This window comes from Komarekiella delphini-convector SJRDD-AB1, assembly GCF_014831675.1.
GTDB lineage: Bacteria > Cyanobacteriota > Cyanobacteriia > Cyanobacteriales > Nostocaceae > Komarekiella.
Map to the genome: position 1 here is coordinate 22,546 of NZ_VJXY01000024.1, position 16,049 is coordinate 38,594.

The window sequence follows — 16,049 nt, forward strand, 5'->3', positions numbered from 1 at the left end:
AATCTTGTTACTGCTGGAGCTTTATTTAAGATGGAGAACAAGGAAAAAATTGAATTTACTGGTTTGCCTTTAGCAGTTTATAGAGAGATAGCAGTTCATTTGCGTCAAGTAGAAGGGGTAGAAGTGGATTTGATTTCTCAGTCATCCCAAGAGTTTGATTACAATCAAAGTCAAATTGGTGGCTTGTGGATTTCTTGGACAGCCAACTCTGGTTTAGAAAGTCGGCAACGCGTCAACGAAATTTTGACTTACTATCAAAATCGCTATCTTGTCTTCTGACAATTTGAGTTAATATTAATTTCCCGAAAGAATCGAGGGGAGAAACTCACAAAATGGCGTTGCATTGATCAGATGCGAAACGGCGACGCATTGAATTGGCTTTACGCGCCCAGGTAAAGTGCTAGAAGTTAGGTAAGTAGAAGTGTTCTGAAACCTTGACTTGCTACACTCAAGTCAGTTTTGCCAGTGTGTAAATCAAAGCATCATAATTAGGTGATGCAATTATAAATTGCTGAGGTAAACTTGCAAGCAAGGTAATGCAAAATATTACTCAGCGGCTCTTCGGTCTGGGCATAACTTATAATGGAACACTGGCAATTTCTGATACAAAAACAGGGCGATCGCTCCTGGCATACCCTGGAATCGCCAAATGTAGAAATTTTGGAAGGTGAATATAGAGTTTTGGCTCGTTCTAACCTTCCTAATACAGATGTGGAAGTGCGGGTTTCTCACTCTTCAACCCAAGAAGTTCCACCAAAGCGGCGAATTTTTAGGCGATCGCGTCGCACTAACTCTGAAGGCTTAATGGCGGTAATTCCCTTTACCTACTTCAATCCGGGAGTCTGGGAGTTGCGTTGCTCTGGCGATTTAATGTCGGATCTACTAGGTAAATCCTGGCAATACAGAGTTCTACTGCAAGTCTTACCTCAGAAAATAGAGGGGGAAAGAGGGAGAGAAGGAGAAAATGCAGAATCCAATTCTACGCATGACTGCATTACTCCATTATTTACCAACTTAACTAATAAACGAGAAGCTGCGCTACACAAGTCTACCTGGGAACCGTTAGTTCCTGATTACCCAGATACTATTTCTGATGCTAACTTGGTATCCACTGTAGCAGAAACCGCAATGACGTTAGATGACGCCATTGCAATTCCCGCAGAACTGGGAATTATTATAGACAGGAGTCCTACTAACACTACTCTATTAGATGAAACTAAAGAAATTGATCAGCCTGTCAGCCCTGTCTGGCTTAAAGGTGAGACGGCAGAACAGATTTTACAAAACTTGATAGAATTAGCTCTACCTGCTTCTGAACCCTTGCTGGAAGATGAAACGGTGACAGATTCTATAACAACGCAACCACCGCCACCATTATCACTAACTTTAGATCAGGAAACTTATGTTGCTCGTTGGGGGCAAGCTCTCACAATCAATGGGCACGTTGAATTAAAGGAAGAGACAGATTTAGATTTAGCTGAAACATTATCCCTAAAAAGCCTCTGTACGCTTGAACTAGGAATTGAACTGCGATCGCCTTTAAAGTCGGAAATCCTGGCTCAGGTACGGCAATCATTACCCAATCAAGTACTGCCCTTTACAATCAACACCTCAATTGATGTTCCTGTTGACTGTGAATCTAAACTAATTTTGGCAGATATCTGTTTATATGGTGAAATTACTGATCTTGATGAAGTCATACGTTTAGCCAGCCAATCCTTCACAATTACAGCAGATGTAACAGAATTACTGGCAATGACAGTAGTAGCAAAGCCTAGCACACCAGAAGTGTCAGAATCTAGCGCATTATCAGTACCACTTGCTGCCTTCACAGAGCCAGAGGCATCTGTCAGCCTCGATTTGGAACTTTTCAATCTGGTCAAAGCCCCAAAAACAGGCCAGTCTCAGATATTTAATCCATCCCCAAAGAAACCCCTGCCACCGCGAATTAACCCGCGAGTTTTGCGAGAAGCCGCCCTACGAGCATCTATACTCAAGAATTCCGCAACTGAGCATTCGCCTCAATTGCCAAAGTTGCCTCCTAGCCAAACTGCTGCAATAACTTCGGCGCTCACTGTCACTGCTCTTGTTGCAGAAATCCCTACACAGGAGGAACCTGTGGAGAACCATACTACAATGGCTGCCATCAATTTAGAGCAGTTGGTTATCAAGCATCGTCGATCTCCAATGCTCAACCCAACTTTTCCATACTTGAGACGGCTAAAAGCTTTGCCAGATAGTAGAGAAGAAGTAAAAAACAATGTACCAAATGCACTGGAATTTCAAGCTGCTGAGGAATTGCCGCAGTTAGACACAACTGTAGTAGAGGATAAAAATACACCTGAATTGGTGACAGACGATATCCAATTCCAGCATGAATCTGTTGCACCAGAAGTATTAGCCCTGTCGAGTGCAGAATTCCTCGATGAATCTATAGCCGAAGTAACCTTTTCTAGTGCAGAATCCATCACAGCGGCTAGCTCTCACTCGTCACCCCTGATCAAGAAGTGGATGCAAACTCAAGGATATTCGCCTGAATCTATCAATTTGCAGTACCAAGACGATACCTATGTTCCAGCCCAAGAGACGTCGGTTTTGCTTAGTGCTGAAACTATAACTGTTGATGTCAACTTGTCATTAAATTTAGATACTGAAACGGAAACAAAGGCAGACACGAACTTGGTGGAAGTAGAGGAGATGGAGACACAGGGACACCCAGAAACAGAAAATGTATCAGGAAACTCCTCATTTTTACAGCATCCATTACCACAACTACCCCCTTCTTCTCTTATTAAGACAGTGTCAGCTTGGTTGGCGCAAGAAATTGTTATAGATGATACACATAATGAATTACCAGCCGATGTGACAAGTAACTACCTCTCTGAACAAGAGGCACAAACACTGTTAAATTCATCCCACTCTTTGCCTATGACTGCGGCAATAATTGACCCTTTGCCAATTCCACAGTTGTATGTGCCAGGCGGCGAACTGATTGCTGGCAAGTCTATAACAGTGCGCGTAGAAATGCCTGATGTACACCCGCAAGTTGTTATTAAGTTATGGGTTGAGGATTGCCAAACTCGCGGGTTGCTAGATGGCCCCCATTTGCTGACAAATTTGCTGCCTAACTCCTGGGGAGGTTTGGAAGTGATGACTCAATTAAATATTCCCTTTGGCTGTTTAGAAATTCGCTTAGAGGCGATCGCTCTAGATATGGTAACTCAACAGGAGAGTCACAAAGTCACAATAGTGCGGACTGTGATTCCTCCCGACTTGCCGATTTTACAGCTAGATGAACTACTGGGTATGTGAAGATGCTTCAAAAATAGTCTGTGTTAAAAATATGAAAGAATTTCAAAATTCAGGCTGAATTTGCAGTAAGCTCATTTTGAATTGTAGTGTGATTAAACAGGAATCTTTACTATGGCAGCTCCATTTTTGCCTTCTATCTTGGTTTACACAATTGGTTGGATTTTGCCCGGTGTGGTCTTCGCATTTCTATTTTTATATATGGAAAGCGATGATATCAGTGATGCCAGCTGATGTAGTCATTAGTCAAGTTGTTGGGTAAGCGATTGTGCTCAAGTCCGTGGTAGATTTTTCTAAACTATTGACTAAAAATTAATACCGCCTATCTCATGGAGACAGGCGGTTTTTTTTACGCTGATTTTTCAACAATTACTAGAAAATTCAGACTCTATAGTATTCGGTTCAGACTATTGTTATATCGAAGAACCGAGTCCGGCGTAGGCACCATAAAAGAAAATGCCTAAAACAGTAATTACACCTAAACCTGCGACCGTAGCGACGACCCACAGGGGAATTCTCCCACTTCCAGACACAGCTTTTCTCCTCCCTTAACAACAAATCAACACACGATCAATAAACAAAGATTAACAACAGTACTTCTAATTAGTTGAAGAAGTAACTGGAAAATAGTATACCCAGAACAAAAACTAGTAGAAGTCCTAGGTACAATGAAGTCCGGTTTAGTTCAACCGGTTGATTATTAGGATTGGGCGATCTTTCCATAAATTTCTCCTAGCGTTGAATAAACTGCATTGCGGCGATCGCGCCTAGAAAGAACACAGTTGGTACACCCAAGGTGTGAACTGCAAGCCATCTAACCGTAAAAATTGGATAGGTAACTGGTTGATTATTGATGTTATTGCCGCTAGTCATGATCTCAAACTACTTTCCGATAAATTGTTCAACTTGCTTTTTAGCTTCAAAACGGTTTTTCACAATCGGCACTTCTTGGCGCGCTGGTGTGAAATACTCATCGGGGCGGGGTGTGCCAAACGCATCATAAGCCAGCCCTGTGCTGACAAATAACCAACCTGCAATAAATAATGCTGGGATGGTGATGCTGTGAATCACCCAGTAACGAACGCTGGTAATGATGTCCGAAAACGGACGTTCTCCAGTAGTACCTGACATTTAGATCCCTACCTTCACAAAGAATGTTATTGAGTTTATTATCCTACAAAGTTTAGAAAGAGTTACAAGTTGCAACGTCCTTCTCAGAAATTAGACATTGGGGAGACAGTGCGTTGCAGAGGTTCCCTGCGTTGTAGCAACTGGCGTCATTGAGCGTTGGGTATTAGTTATTCTCCTCGACTCCTTTGCTTCTTTGATTACTAAGTTGCTTCTGGTGGGGAAGTTGTTTCAGGGTTTGGGATATATTTCAGCAAAGCACCGCGATCGCCGATTATAAATCCCTGATCTGGCTTCAAGAAAACAATCTTGTACAAATTAGCAGCTACTTCTTCGACCTCACGGTCTTTTTCCCAGGTTTTGCCACCATCGGTACTGCGTAGCAAATTACCGCTACCGCCACCTATCCAAACTTCGTTGGGTGTGCGATATGCCAAATCCAGTAAACCCCAACTGGTGGACGGTTCTGGATATTGCGCCTTTTGCCATTCGTCAGGTTTAGTTGGATCGCTGAACTGAATTTGACCTCCCCTTGCTAGCATCCATAACTGACCACCGTCAGCGAAACCCATATTTTCTACTCGTCGCGAACTATTGCGGTTATGAGGAACCCAAGCATTTTGTCCTGGTTCCCAAGTTGAGTAGAAGTTACCTTTAGCAGAAACGGCAACATATTTGCCATCAGCAGAACGTTCGATGTTACGCACTACACCAACAGCTGATTCCACCTTAGCTTTCCAGTTTTTGCCGCCATCCGTAGTTTGATATATTGCTCCAACATCAGTAGCCATTTCAGCTGTATTCTCGGCTAGTGCTTTAATTGCGATCGGGCTACCGGGTAGCTTTTCGCTCAAGGGAATGCGTGACCAAGAACTACCTTCATCAGTAGTATGCAGTAGCAGCCCTGGCTCTCCAGCAATCCAGCCTTCTTTACCCACGAAACTTATTGAGTCAAAGCGATACTTTTGCTCGTCCAGTTCGAGTGTTAGAGGTTTCCAAGTATAACCACCGTCATTTGTTTCCAAAAGTGTAGCGTTGCTACCTACTAAGTAGCCATGCTGAGGATTTTCAGTAAAAGAAATATCCAGTAGATTTGAGTCTGTCGGCACAGAAATAATTTTCCAGGGGTTGTAGCTAACGGAGGGAACTTTGCTACAGCCTATACACATGAGGACTACGATTAACAAGGCAAATATTCGTTGCCAACTTCTCACAAATGAATGCATCAGTATCTCTTAGTTGTTTCTAAATTTGTGTAAGGGTTTTCTAAAAGGTTTACCTTAAGGCAGTGGCCACCCTCCGAGGTAGGTCAAAAAGGTAACATGTGTCATTGTAAGCCGTAGAGACTGATAAAGAACAAGAAGCCAAGAGCCAAAGCACCAAAAATCAAGATATTTTTTTGGGTTGGCGTTAGGTTGTTGACACCAAGACCGTAACCGAGATTTTCTTTGAAACCGGATGCTGTACCTGCTGGGCCGATGTTGGCAAAAGCGGTCTTTTTAGCACTACAAACTGGACAGCGCCAATTTATAGGTAGTTCTGCAAAGGGTGTCCCTGAAGCAATATCATGCTTGTCGTCGCCTTTTTCGGGTTCGTAAACATAACCGCAGGCGCGACACTCATAGCGGTCTAGCACTGGAGTCTCAACAGCTGGTTCACTCATGGCTAAGGCCTCACAGAGAAAAAATCTTAAATATACGTTAAAAATTATGACATAATTGTTAGACTTTTCTATCATCAGCCAAAACGAATCAAATACCTGAAGTGCATCTGTTTCTTAGGTTTCAGAAAAGTCAAAAAGATATAATGTAAAAGAAAGTAACAGCCTTATTTACACTATAAGCGGTAGATATTCATTGTGTTTGTCCTCAGCGGTTACGAGTACCTTCTAGGCTTCTTCATAATCTGTAGCCTAGTGCCTGCCCTAGCGCTCTCAGCGTCCAAGCTCCTACGACCCAGTGGTTCCAGCCCGGAACGACGCACTACTTATGAATCTGGCATGGAACCCATTGGGGGAGCCTGGATTCAGTTTAATATCCGCTACTACATGTTTGCCTTGGTGTTCGTCGTCTTTGATGTGGAGACGGTGTTTTTGTATCCTTGGGCGGTAGCTTTCCATCGTTTGGGGCTATTGGCATTTATTGAAGCGCTAGTCTTTATTGCAATTCTTGTAGTCGCTTTAGTTTACGCATGGCGTAAAGGAGCTTTGGAATGGTCTTGAATTCTAACTTAACAACTCAGGACAAAGAGCGAATCATCAACCCTATTGAGCGCCCCACAGTCACTCAAGACCTTTCAGAAAATGTCATTCTGACCACGGTTGATGATCTTTACAACTGGGCGCGGCTTTCTAGTCTGTGGCCATTGCTATTTGGCACTGCTTGCTGCTTTATTGAGTTCGCAGCTTTAATTGGCTCACGATTTGACTTTGACCGTTTTGGGCTAATTCCCCGTTCTAGTCCTCGCCAAGCCGATTTAATTATTACGGCAGGCACAATCACCATGAAGATGGCTCCTCAACTGGTGCGTCTTTATGAGCAAATGCCAGAGCCGAAGTATGTAATTGCGATGGGAGCTTGTACGATTACTGGCGGGATGTTTAGCGTTGATTCTCCTACGGCAGTGCGTGGAGTTGATAAACTGATTCCTGTGGATGTGTATTTGCCCGGTTGTCCTCCTCGTCCCGAAGCAATTATCGACGCGATTATTAAGCTGCGGAAGAAGATCACCAATGATTCGATGCAAGAGCGGGGTAAAATCAAGCAAACTCACCGCTACTACAGCACGACCCATAACTTGAAGCCAGTTGAGCAAATTTTAACTGGTAAGTATATGCAGTCAGAAACTCGCTTTACACCACCGAAGGAATTGACGGAAGCGATTGGTATGCCAATACCACCTGCGCTGTTAACAGCAAAGGCCGAAAAGGAGGAACAAACCCGTGGCTGAAGAAGAATCTAAACCAGTACCAGCAGCCAAAGAAGAGTTCTTGGTAAAAGCGGGTAAAGTTTCTCAGTGGTTAACAGAAAATGGTTTTGACCATGAGTTTTTAGAACCAGACAAGAACGGGGTAGAGATAATTAAGGTGGAGCCAGATTTTTTGCTCCCCACCGCTACAGCCCTATATGCTTATGGGTTTAATTATCTCCAGTTTCAAGGTGGTGTTGACCTCGGCCCAGGACAGGAATTGGTCAGTGTATATCACTTGATTAAAGTCGGTGATAATAGCGATCGCCCTGAAGAAGTTCGGGTTAAGGTGTTCTTACCACGAGAAAACCCCACTGTGCCATCAGTGTACTGGATTTGGAAGACCGCAGATTGGCAAGAGCGCGAGTCTTACGATATGTTTGGCATTATCTACGAAGGACACCCAAATCTCAAGCGGATTTTGATGCCGGAAGATTGGGTAGGTTGGCCTTTGCGAAAGGATTACATCTCGCCTGATTTTTACGAGTTGCAAGATGCTTATTAATTAGTGCTGAGTTCTGAGTTTCAGTAGTGATTAACCCCTTTCCGGTGGCGGAGAGGGGTTATGTTTTTACAAGGGCATGAGTTGCAAATGCTCAACTGTACTTATTTAGTAATAAATGTATTTTGGCACTTAGCTAATTTTTAGCTAATGAAGTTTAAGTTTTTGATAGTTATCTGCAATTTGCTTAAGCAGCTTTCGGATGCTGTCTAGACTTCTGCTTCCTTGAATGCGATTGCCGTCATCGGAAATCCAGCTTATGTTGTCAGCGGTGTGTCCAGATGTAGTGCTTGCAGGATCATCGAGCTTCAGCGGGTTAAGATGACCAACTTGGAAGCTTGATTTGCCGTGCGTTCGGGTTGTTAGCTCCGCCTCGAATTTCTCAAAGGACATAGGAATGAGTGTGATTGGGCATTGAAACACTATCTGTGTATTAAAGAGAACTTTCTCCCTTTCAAGTGCTTGTCTTGATGTAGCTGGAAAACCATCAAAAGTGCAAAGCTGTTCAATTAAAACGTACTCAATCTCCATGCAAGTTCGGCGGTCAGCAAATTGAACTGAATGCGGATGCGTTTCCCATCGCTTTTCTCTGTTGGTTTTGAAATTACCAGTTAAAGCACGATCAGTCAGATAAGTTTTAACTGTGATCTTATCCCTCAGAACCAATTTGAAAAATTTTGCATCCGGGCTAGTCTCGCCTTGAGTCAGAAATTTTCGCAGCTTTAACGTGCGTAGAATTGTTTGAGTGTATGTCCAAGCTACATTACCAAGTCGATGTATCCTTGTAGTCTTATCAGATATAGCAGGCTTAGCGAGATAGTCGATAGGTGCTTCGTAGGGAAGTAGTGGGTATCTGAAAAATAGTTCTAAGCTTTCTCTATGTTCTGGCGTTTGTAACCACTGATCTAGTTTTGAAATAAGGTCTATGGCAATTTCAAGACATTCATCAAAGGAGCAATACCGTTGATCGCCATTTAGTTGCTCAAACCAACGTGTTCGGAATTTAGTCGAATCTATTTTTGGAACTTTGACAAGTTCAATGAGGAATACATGTCGTAAAATTGCCCCACTGGCTAAACGGAGATAGTTTTCACTGCAAAGTTGTGCAGTGATAGGCATGATCAGCTGTGATATTCTTGAATCACTACTGAGTAATGGCAATGCAACTTGATACAGATTAGTCATATTGAAGCGCTCTGCATTACAAGCCTGCTCAATAGATACCTGAAGCGGATGCATATTTATTCGCTCAAGCGTTCCTCGAAGTCGGCAATGAAATTGAGCAATCCGATGTCAATCGCACTGCACCACTGACGCAATTCAACAATATCCAATCTTCTTTCACCACGTTCACACTTACTAATGACCGATTGAGTTGTGCCAAGGCGATCAGCAATTTGTTCTTGTGTTAAACCAGCTTTTTTTCTGGTTTCTATGAGAACTGCCAGAAAAACTGCGTAATCCTTGGAAAACAGAGATTTTGGCATGTTTTGAAATACATTGCCTCAGATCTTAAAGTCTGATTTAGAATAGTCAAAAATCGACTTTTTTAACGGTCTTAGTAGCAGACTTATCTGCGTTAGCTTCGTAGCTAACAAATTTGGGTTGCTAAATAGCCTGAAACTAGTAGTTCACCAACCCAATTTTGCCGTGTAGGCAAAGCAGGGGGAGAGGTGCAGCAGGGGGAGCAGGGGGAGAAATAATTCTTTTTCAATAATGCTTTTTCTCCCCCAGCCTCTCCAGCTTCCTCAGCCTATCACCATGCAAAGTTTCCTTGGCAGACTACTAGGGCTGTTTTATTTTAATTTGCTCAATAGTTCTCTATTGTCTCTTAGACAGACCAGTAACTTCAAAGCCAGCAGTAAGAAATTCTTGCTAAGTAGTTCCAGAGAACAAGCTAAGCCAGTAACTTCAAGTGGTTATGATTCAAAAGTCAAAATTTTCTATTAAGACTTGTTTAATAACAGAATCTGTTTTAGTATTTCATTTAATCAAAATATGAAAATCAAAAACTCTATCACAGAAGATGAAAAATAGGCTTCAGAATCATGAGCAGTTGTCATTGCTACCATCAGAAGCCAGTGAGGGCTTGGATTACAAAGAAGCTTACCGCCAAATCCGCAACTATCTTGCTGGTCAATACGTAGGAGCAACTCGTGACGAAGCACTGCTAGTAGAGGTGATTAAGTGTCTCTTTTGCAAGTTGTATCTTATAAAGCAGCAATTACAGTTTGATAACAACGATGCCTTTTTAGTTGCCAAGCAGTATAGAAAAGCATTCTCAGAGCTACGTGATTTACTGCCCAACTTGTTTGGTACACAGGCTATTTTTAGCCACGGAGAAGAATTATTGCTTGACCCAGCAAGCATCACGTATATTGATCATAAACTTGATAAAATCAACCTTGATAACTGGAGCCGTGACCCTTTTGGGGACGCCTACGAAATTTTTATAGGTTCTACTATTAGAGGACAAGAAGGACAGTTTTTTACACCTCAAAATGCCGTTGAACTTTTAGTTTCGCTTGTAAACCCCAAGTCAGGAGAAAGATTCATTGACCCAGCTTGTGGAGCAGGCGGGTTTCTCAATGCCATAGCACGTAGTCTAGTTAATGCTGGTGTTTCTCTAAACGATATCTCCAACAGTGTTTTTGGAGTAGATAAAGATAACTATCTAGTTAATCTCGCAGCAGCTCGCTTGTCGCTGGTTACACTCTCACCCGTTAATGTTTTCTGTGCAGACTCGCTTGCTTGGGTAGCAGAAGGAGAAAGAAATTTCCTATTGAAAGACAGTTTGGGCACGTTTGATGGTGTAGTGACCAATCCTCCTTTTGGCTCTCGTATTGTGTCGGTAATAAGCAATGTGCAGAAAGTTTTTGAGCTCGGTTATAAGTGGAAAACAGATAAGAAAACATGTAAATTTGTCAGATCTGATATACTTCAAAACTCCGTTCCACCACAGGTACTTTTTGTTGAACGCTGCCTCTCTTTAGTGAAATCTAATGGGCGCATAGGCATGGTCGTTCCAGAAAGCCTTATATCTAGTAAAAATTATCGGTATGTTATTAATTATATTAGAGAATATGCATACATCAAAGCAGTACTGGGTATGCCAGAATCTCTTTTTAAAATTTCAGGGAAGGGAGGAACTCACACTAAAACCTGCTTAGTTCTTTTTCAAAAGAAGTCCGAAAGAGAATTAGATGGTGGCAAAATCAGAATCTTCATGGCAGAAGCTAAATGGTGTGGTCACGATAGCAGGGGAAGACAACTTGGATGTGATGAACTACCTGAAATTGGTAGGAAATACCATGAATTTTTAAGCAATATACCAAAAAAGTATAGTCATCTGGGCTATAGCATCTCCGATAATCAAATCGTAGATAATGTTTTAGCTCCTAGATATTACAATCCCGAAGTTAATGATTCGCTGCAACTGCTTAAAGATACTCATCACTTAATAAAATTTGGGGATTTAGTTTCATCAGGAGTGATAACAATTAGTACAGGAGATGAAGTAGGTAAGCTCGCTTATGGAAATGGAGATATACCTTTTATTCGCACCTCTGACATATCTAATTGGGAAATAAAAGTAGATCCAAAACATTGTATCAGTGAAGAAATTTATGCTACTTATGCCAAAAAACAAGATGTTCAAGAAGGAGACATTTTGATGGTGCGAGATGGGACTTATCTGATTGGTACTTGTGCATTTGTTACAAAATATGATACTCGCATTATTTACCAAAGTCACCTATACAAGCTTCGTGTAACTGATACTTCTAAACTTTCCCCTTATCTACTGCTCGCGGCATTAAGTTCTGTTCCTGTTCAACAGCAGATTAAATCCAAGAGATTTACTCAAGACATTATTGATTCTTTAGGAGATCGGATTAATGAACTTATATTACCTATTCCAAAAGACAAATTGTTGCAGGGAAAAGTAACAAAAATGGTACAGCAGGCTATTCATGAAAGAATTGAAGCACGAGAGCTAACAAGGAGAGCCTGCTTAGAGCTATTGGGTAGTAGTGTTGCCAAGTTTGATTTCAATGGTAATTAGTGCGTAGGCGTAGCCTGTCGCAGCGAAAAGTCGAGCCAGTGCGAACAATCGCGTTTGCGTCGGAAGCGCAAAGTTAGAGCGGTGGTTTCCGCCGTTCTGTTAGCGACGCAGGAGCGTCACTTTTCAAGCTAGACATCGCTTTACTCAAACGACAGAAGAATTATTTGAGTATGGTGAGATAGACCCAGCATTGAATTTGCAACCTCTTACTGAAGCTCAAACGGTTGAGCAGAGCCAATCCGCTCTCGAAGCGTACCGTCGCACAGGTTCAGAAGTAGCGCATGACCGTGTACGTGAATGGGCAGATACTTTATAGACGACCAATGTTGTAACAAAGACCACTGCTGTCACTAGTTAGACGGCTCCCGTAAGTTGTGCAACCGCTCCCATAAGTTGTGCAACCGCTCCCATAAGTTGTGCAACCGCTCCCATAAGTTGTGCAACCGCTCCCATAAGTTGTGTAACCGCTCCCGTAAGTTGTGTAACCGCTCCCGTAAGTTGTGTAACCGCTCCCGTAAGTTGTGTAACCGCTACTGTAGCAAGAATAGGCAGAGGAGACATAAGCACAGGATACGGAAAATTAAATTTTATAACTGAAAATTTTATTTTATTTATCTGTTAAGTAACTTTCGCTATTTCAAAGGTATAATTCATCTTTTATTAGAATTCATCAAATGTATAATATGCTATTCACTTTTATTTATTAAAAGCCTTTATTACTCATTTTTTCGTTACAATTCTCGGAGGTACAGCTTGCGTTTTGAAAATATAAGTTACTAGCTACTTAGTAATAATTTATTGACATAACTGGTAAGGTTGCACTTGCCTAAACTTTTGCTGCAAAAATCATGAGCCATTATATGGATAGTTAGCACGTTTACGGCACTATCCAATGTCTAAAGACTTATTAAACTCCTTTCAAGAAGCATACAGCAATCTCGAACTGTTTCCGTTGATGGAACAGAACGAAATGGAAAGATTTCGAGTCGAATATGGTGATGATTTGATTGCAGACCTGAACCAATTAGTGGAAGATAGCCCTAATGGAGATGGCAAAATTGTCTTTACAGGACATCGGGGATGTGGTAAGTCTACTTTATTAGCTGAATTTAGCCGACAAATTCAAAATAAATATTTTGTAGTTTTATTTTCTATTGCTGACAAAATTGAAATGTCGGCTGTTAATCATATTAATATATTGTTTGCGATCGCAGTTAATTTAATGACCGAAGCGGAAGCCCGTAGAGTTGAAATTCCTCAATCAACTAAGGAAGCTCTTTATAAGTGGTTTGCTACCAGAACTCGCACTGAAGAATTAAATTTGCAGATAGAAGCTGCAATTGGGTTTGATTTACTAAAGTTGATTAGCTCTAAATTAAAAGCTGATGCTATTGTTAGGGATGAAATTAAGCAAGAGTTTGAACGTAAAATATCAGATTTGGTTGCCAGAATTAATGAAATAGCTGCTCTTATTCAAGCGGCTACAAAACAAGATGTATTAGTAATTATTGATGATTTAGATAAACTTGATTTAGGAAGAGTCAATGAAATTTATAGAGACAACATCAAAGCTCTTTGTCAACCTAATTTTCGGATTATCTATACTATACCAATTGCTGTACTGCGCGAAACGTTTATTAGTACAATAATTGCTACTGAGACTAACGACCAAGTTGTGGCAATGCCTGTATTAAAAATATTTGAGAAAGGTAAAAATCGACTGCCTAATGCTCAGCCACGCCCTGAAGCAACAAAGATTCTCGGTGCAGTTTTACGAAAACGGATTTCTAGTGAATTAATAGCAGCAGAAACATCTGAAAAAATTGTGATATACAGTGGTGGTGTTTTACGAGAGCTAATTCGGATTTCTAAAGAATGTTGCCGTATTTGTTTGCGAATGATTCGGCGAAATCCAACAGCGCAAGTTATTATTGATGATAAAATTCTATTCCAAGCAATCAATAAGATACGCAATGATTTTTCTATACGTTTAGGAAAAGTTGACATAGATATTTTGCAAAGTATTTATAAGCAATTTATGCCCGATGACCCTAAACAAACAGAGTTTTTGGATTTGCTACATGGACTATATGTTTTGGAATATCGCACTGATGAAACTTGGTATGATGTTCACCCAATTATTATAGAAAGCTTGAAAGTCCAGGGAGTTATTCATGTTGAATGAGGATTTTATAGATGATGAAGATGGAGACAATCAAGATGCTTATGATGATTTAATCGTTTCTATTGAAGCTCAAAAACAAGGATTGAATTTACTGATTGCAGTTTGCGATGATGCTAACTTTCGTGATGAGATTATTGCTCAATATGAAGCCGAATTACAATCCACTTGCCGTTTATATCGAGTGACGTTAGCACGTCAGGAACCGAGCTTGAAAGCTGCTCTTAATCAACTTGTACAACAAGAAGAATATCTGCGTCAGCGTAATCCAGCGGTGATTACTGTAACGGGTGCTGAGCAACTTTATTTTCTCAGATTGGGGAATGAGCAATCGGAACAGGAAAAATTTTTTGGTTATTTACAATGGACACGGGAAGGATTACGTGAATTTCCTTTTGCGATCGTGCTTTGGGTAACTAACCAAATTTTAGTCAACTTAATTAAAAAAGCTCCTGATTTTTGGAGTTGGCGTAATGGTGTTTTTCGGTTTGTATCTAAAAAAACGAATGCTATTGCTTGTAAAGAATTAGAACCTATACGCTTTGTTTTTAGAGACACAGAATTAGCTAGCACAGATACTAATGAAAATAATCCTTTTTTCTTGCCCATTCAAGATTTACAAAGTTTAATTGAGAAGATAGAACAGGAAAAAGGAGTTAGAGATCCCAGCTTGGCTACCTTATATTCAAGGTTGGCTGATATTTACCGCAGCAGATTAGATAGAGGGGAATCTCAGAATTATCAAGAAGAACAGGAATTAGCGATAAAATATTGGCGTAAGGCGATTGAACTGCAAAATGAATCAGGTTTACAGATAGACTTAGCCACTAGTCTTAATAACCTAGCAGGACTATACCGTGCTACAGGACGCTACAGTGAAGCTGAACCCTTGTATCAACAAGCTTTAGAACTGAGGAAACGCCTGCTGGGAGACAATCATCCTGCTTTTGCTACTAGTCTCAATAACTTAGCGGGACTCTACAAATCTACTGGACAGTACAACAAAGCGGAACTTCTATATCAACAAGCTTTGGAATTAAGAAAACACTTATTGGCAGATAACCATCCCGATGTTGCCGCTAGTCTTAACAACCTGGCACTACTATACGATGAACAAGGACGTTATGACGAAGCAGAACCTCTGTATCTGCAATCATTAGAATTGGGAAAACGGCTGCTTGGTGAAAACCATCCCTCTTTCGCTCTCATACTAAATAATCTAGCGCTACTCTATTATCATCAAGGACGCTACAGTGAAGCTGAACCGTTATCACAACAAGCAATAGAACTAGATAAACATTTTTTAGGAGAAGATAATCCCGATGTGGCTACAGACCTTCATAATTTGGGATTAATATACCGTGCTCAAGGACGTTATGACCAAGCTGAACCATTATTTTTACAATCCTTGGAACTTAAAGAGCGTGTATTACAAAAGGCTCATCCTCTTTTGGCAGATACCATCTACGCTCTTGGTTATATGTACAGAGAACAGGGGCGTTATAATGAGGCAGAACCCTTGTGTTTAAAAGCGTTAGAATTTGATAAACATCTGTTAGGAGACAACCATCCTAATGTTGCTGAAAGTCTCAACAATCTTGCAGAAATCTATCGTGTAACAGAACGCTACAGTGAAGCAAAACCCCTTTATTTGCAAGCTTTAGATATTTGTCAGCGAGTTTGGGGCGCAAATCATCCTCGTACTGTTAATGTCCGTCAAAATTTAGAAAAACTCGACATAGCAATACAAGGTAATTAGTAATTAAAAATTAAATTAAATTATTTTTTCCTATAATTTGGCATTGGCTTAAGTGTCTTGTGAAACTCTTTATTTGATGCTAAATTATCACGCGATCGCCATCCTTGATAAACTTTGAATATAAAATTTTCGCTGTGGT

General features: G+C 41.0%; 18 protein-coding genes. 9 read left to right on the forward strand and 9 right to left on the reverse strand.

Features of this window, described 5'->3' with window-relative positions:
- The first annotated feature begins 30 nt into the window (after positions 1 to 30).
- The 3 genes from FNW02_RS20805 to FNW02_RS20815 all read left to right on the forward strand — a co-directional run bounded on the left by FNW02_RS20805 (position 31) and on the right by FNW02_RS20815 (position 3,543).
- The gene (locus FNW02_RS20805; RefSeq protein ID WP_191759411.1) at positions 31 to 279 is read left to right on the forward strand and encodes a hypothetical protein; all 249 of its coding nucleotides are present in this window, start codon (positions 31 to 33) and stop codon (positions 277 to 279) included.
- Between the two features lie 303 nt (positions 280 to 582).
- Entirely contained in the window at positions 583 to 3,312 is a 2,730-nt protein-coding gene (locus FNW02_RS20810) for a hypothetical protein (RefSeq protein WP_191759412.1), read from the forward strand.
- Positions 3,313 to 3,423: 111 nt separating this feature from the next.
- Positions 3,424 to 3,543, forward strand: coding sequence for a photosystem I reaction center subunit VIII (locus tag FNW02_RS20815; RefSeq protein ID WP_191759413.1), 120 nt, complete (start codon positions 3,424 to 3,426; stop codon positions 3,541 to 3,543).
- 179 nt (positions 3,544 to 3,722) lie between these two features.
- Here the strand turns inward: FNW02_RS20815 and FNW02_RS20820 are convergent, their stop codons facing one another.
- From FNW02_RS20820 to FNW02_RS20845, 6 genes are all read right to left on the reverse strand, one after another.
- On the reverse strand, positions 3,723 to 3,842 hold the full coding sequence (locus FNW02_RS20820; protein WP_073644363.1) for a photosystem II reaction center protein J: 120 nt from the start codon (positions 3,840 to 3,842) through the stop codon (positions 3,723 to 3,725).
- A 70-nt stretch (positions 3,843 to 3,912) separates the two neighbouring features.
- The gene (locus tag FNW02_RS20825) at positions 3,913 to 4,032 is read right to left on the reverse strand and encodes a photosystem II reaction center protein L (protein ID WP_015209609.1); all 120 of its coding nucleotides are present in this window, start codon (positions 4,030 to 4,032) and stop codon (positions 3,913 to 3,915) included.
- Between the two features lie 9 nt (positions 4,033 to 4,041).
- Positions 4,042 to 4,182 carry a cytochrome b559 subunit beta gene (psbF, locus tag FNW02_RS20830; protein ID WP_162399774.1) on the reverse strand — a complete coding sequence of 47 codons (141 nt, stop codon included), beginning with the start codon at positions 4,180 to 4,182 and terminating at the stop codon, positions 4,042 to 4,044.
- A 9-nt stretch (positions 4,183 to 4,191) separates the two neighbouring features.
- Positions 4,192 to 4,440 (reverse strand): cytochrome b559 subunit alpha, encoded by a 249-nt coding sequence (gene psbE / locus FNW02_RS20835; RefSeq protein ID WP_162399775.1) that lies wholly within the window; start codon positions 4,438 to 4,440, stop codon positions 4,192 to 4,194.
- A gap of 200 nt (positions 4,441 to 4,640) precedes the next feature.
- On the reverse strand, positions 4,641 to 5,663 hold the full coding sequence (locus FNW02_RS20840) for a photosynthesis system II assembly factor Ycf48 (protein ID WP_191759414.1): 1,023 nt from the start codon (positions 5,661 to 5,663) through the stop codon (positions 4,641 to 4,643).
- A 101-nt stretch (positions 5,664 to 5,764) separates the two neighbouring features.
- On the reverse strand, positions 5,765 to 6,100 hold the full coding sequence (locus FNW02_RS20845; RefSeq protein WP_191759415.1) for a rubredoxin: 336 nt from the start codon (positions 6,098 to 6,100) through the stop codon (positions 5,765 to 5,767).
- 195 nt (positions 6,101 to 6,295) lie between these two features.
- On the opposite strand from FNW02_RS20845, the gene ndhC reads away from it, so the two are divergent.
- Genes ndhC through FNW02_RS20860 form a run of 3 tightly spaced genes read left to right on the forward strand, consistent with a single transcriptional unit; the run spans position 6,296 to position 7,909 of the window.
- Complete coding sequence (ndhC, locus tag FNW02_RS20850) at positions 6,296 to 6,658, forward strand: photosynthetic/respiratory NAD(P)H-quinone oxidoreductase subunit C (protein WP_162399779.1); 363 nt, start codon at positions 6,296 to 6,298, stop codon at positions 6,656 to 6,658.
- Positions 6,649 to 7,386, forward strand: coding sequence for an NADH dehydrogenase subunit K (locus FNW02_RS20855; protein WP_191759416.1), 738 nt, complete (start codon positions 6,649 to 6,651; stop codon positions 7,384 to 7,386). The genes ndhC and FNW02_RS20855 overlap by 10 nt, the downstream gene beginning before the upstream one ends.
- Complete coding sequence (locus FNW02_RS20860; RefSeq protein WP_191759417.1) at positions 7,379 to 7,909, forward strand: NAD(P)H-quinone oxidoreductase subunit J; 531 nt, start codon at positions 7,379 to 7,381, stop codon at positions 7,907 to 7,909. The genes FNW02_RS20855 and FNW02_RS20860 overlap by 8 nt, the downstream gene beginning before the upstream one ends.
- Positions 7,910 to 8,053: 144 nt before the next feature.
- Here FNW02_RS20860 and FNW02_RS20865 read toward each other — a convergent pair whose 3' ends face one another.
- Together FNW02_RS20865 and FNW02_RS20870 are read right to left on the reverse strand one after the other, a co-directional pair.
- Positions 8,054 to 9,091 carry a hypothetical protein gene (locus tag FNW02_RS20865; protein WP_225225796.1) on the reverse strand — a complete coding sequence of 346 codons (1,038 nt, stop codon included), beginning with the start codon at positions 9,089 to 9,091 and terminating at the stop codon, positions 8,054 to 8,056.
- Between the two features lie 56 nt (positions 9,092 to 9,147).
- Positions 9,148 to 9,393 (reverse strand): helix-turn-helix domain-containing protein, encoded by a 246-nt coding sequence (locus FNW02_RS20870; protein ID WP_191759419.1) that lies wholly within the window; start codon positions 9,391 to 9,393, stop codon positions 9,148 to 9,150.
- Between the two features lie 602 nt (positions 9,394 to 9,995).
- On the opposite strand from FNW02_RS20870, the gene FNW02_RS20875 reads away from it, so the two are divergent.
- Positions 9,996 to 11,969 carry an N-6 DNA methylase gene (locus FNW02_RS20875; protein ID WP_225225797.1) on the forward strand — a complete coding sequence of 658 codons (1,974 nt, stop codon included), beginning with the start codon at positions 9,996 to 9,998 and terminating at the stop codon, positions 11,967 to 11,969.
- A 354-nt stretch (positions 11,970 to 12,323) separates the two neighbouring features.
- Here FNW02_RS20875 and FNW02_RS20880 read toward each other — a convergent pair whose 3' ends face one another.
- On the reverse strand, positions 12,324 to 12,530 hold the full coding sequence (locus FNW02_RS20880) for a hypothetical protein (protein ID WP_191759421.1): 207 nt from the start codon (positions 12,528 to 12,530) through the stop codon (positions 12,324 to 12,326).
- Positions 12,531 to 12,861: 331 nt separating this feature from the next.
- Between FNW02_RS20880 and FNW02_RS20885 the strand changes: the two genes are divergently transcribed.
- Positions 12,862 to 14,154 (forward strand): ATP-binding protein, encoded by a 1,293-nt coding sequence (locus tag FNW02_RS20885; protein ID WP_191759422.1) that lies wholly within the window; start codon positions 12,862 to 12,864, stop codon positions 14,152 to 14,154.
- Entirely contained in the window at positions 14,144 to 15,910 is a 1,767-nt protein-coding gene (locus FNW02_RS20890; protein ID WP_191759423.1) for a tetratricopeptide repeat protein, read from the forward strand. The genes FNW02_RS20885 and FNW02_RS20890 overlap by 11 nt, the downstream gene beginning before the upstream one ends.
- Positions 15,911 to 16,049: the final 139 nt, after the last annotated feature.

Bases quoted from the DNA above. Each gene is read 5' to 3' on its own strand.
- FNW02_RS20805 (WP_191759411.1), top strand. From the start codon at position 31: ATGGAGAACAAGGAAAAAATTGAATTTACTGGTTTGCCTTTAGCAGTT.
- FNW02_RS20815 (WP_191759413.1), top strand. From the start codon at position 3,424: ATGGCAGCTCCATTTTTGCCTTCTATCTTGGTTTACACAATTGGTTGG.
- FNW02_RS20825 (WP_015209609.1), bottom strand. From the start codon at position 4,032: ATGGAAAGATCGCCCAATCCTAATAATCAACCGGTTGAACTAAACCGG.
- FNW02_RS20845 (WP_191759415.1), bottom strand. From the start codon at position 6,100: ATGAGTGAACCAGCTGTTGAGACTCCAGTGCTAGACCGCTATGAGTGT.
- FNW02_RS20870 (WP_191759419.1), bottom strand. From the start codon at position 9,393: ATGCCAAAATCTCTGTTTTCCAAGGATTACGCAGTTTTTCTGGCAGTT.
- FNW02_RS20880 (WP_191759421.1), bottom strand. From the start codon at position 12,530: ATGTCTCCTCTGCCTATTCTTGCTACAGTAGCGGTTACACAACTTACG.
- psbE (WP_162399775.1), bottom strand. From the start codon at position 4,440: ATGTCAGGTACTACTGGAGAACGTCCGTTTTCGGACATCATTACCAGC.
- FNW02_RS20855 (WP_191759416.1), top strand. From the start codon at position 6,649: ATGGTCTTGAATTCTAACTTAACAACTCAGGACAAAGAGCGAATCATC.
- FNW02_RS20810 (WP_191759412.1), top strand. From the start codon at position 583: ATGGAACACTGGCAATTTCTGATACAAAAACAGGGCGATCGCTCCTGG.
- FNW02_RS20885 (WP_191759422.1), top strand. From the start codon at position 12,862: ATGTCTAAAGACTTATTAAACTCCTTTCAAGAAGCATACAGCAATCTC.
- FNW02_RS20865 (WP_225225796.1), bottom strand. From the start codon at position 9,091: ATGACTAATCTGTATCAAGTTGCATTGCCATTACTCAGTAGTGATTCA.
- FNW02_RS20840 (WP_191759414.1), bottom strand. From the start codon at position 5,663: ATGCATTCATTTGTGAGAAGTTGGCAACGAATATTTGCCTTGTTAATC.
- FNW02_RS20890 (WP_191759423.1), top strand. From the start codon at position 14,144: ATGTTGAATGAGGATTTTATAGATGATGAAGATGGAGACAATCAAGAT.
- psbF (WP_162399774.1), bottom strand. From the start codon at position 4,182: ATGACTAGCGGCAATAACATCAATAATCAACCAGTTACCTATCCAATT.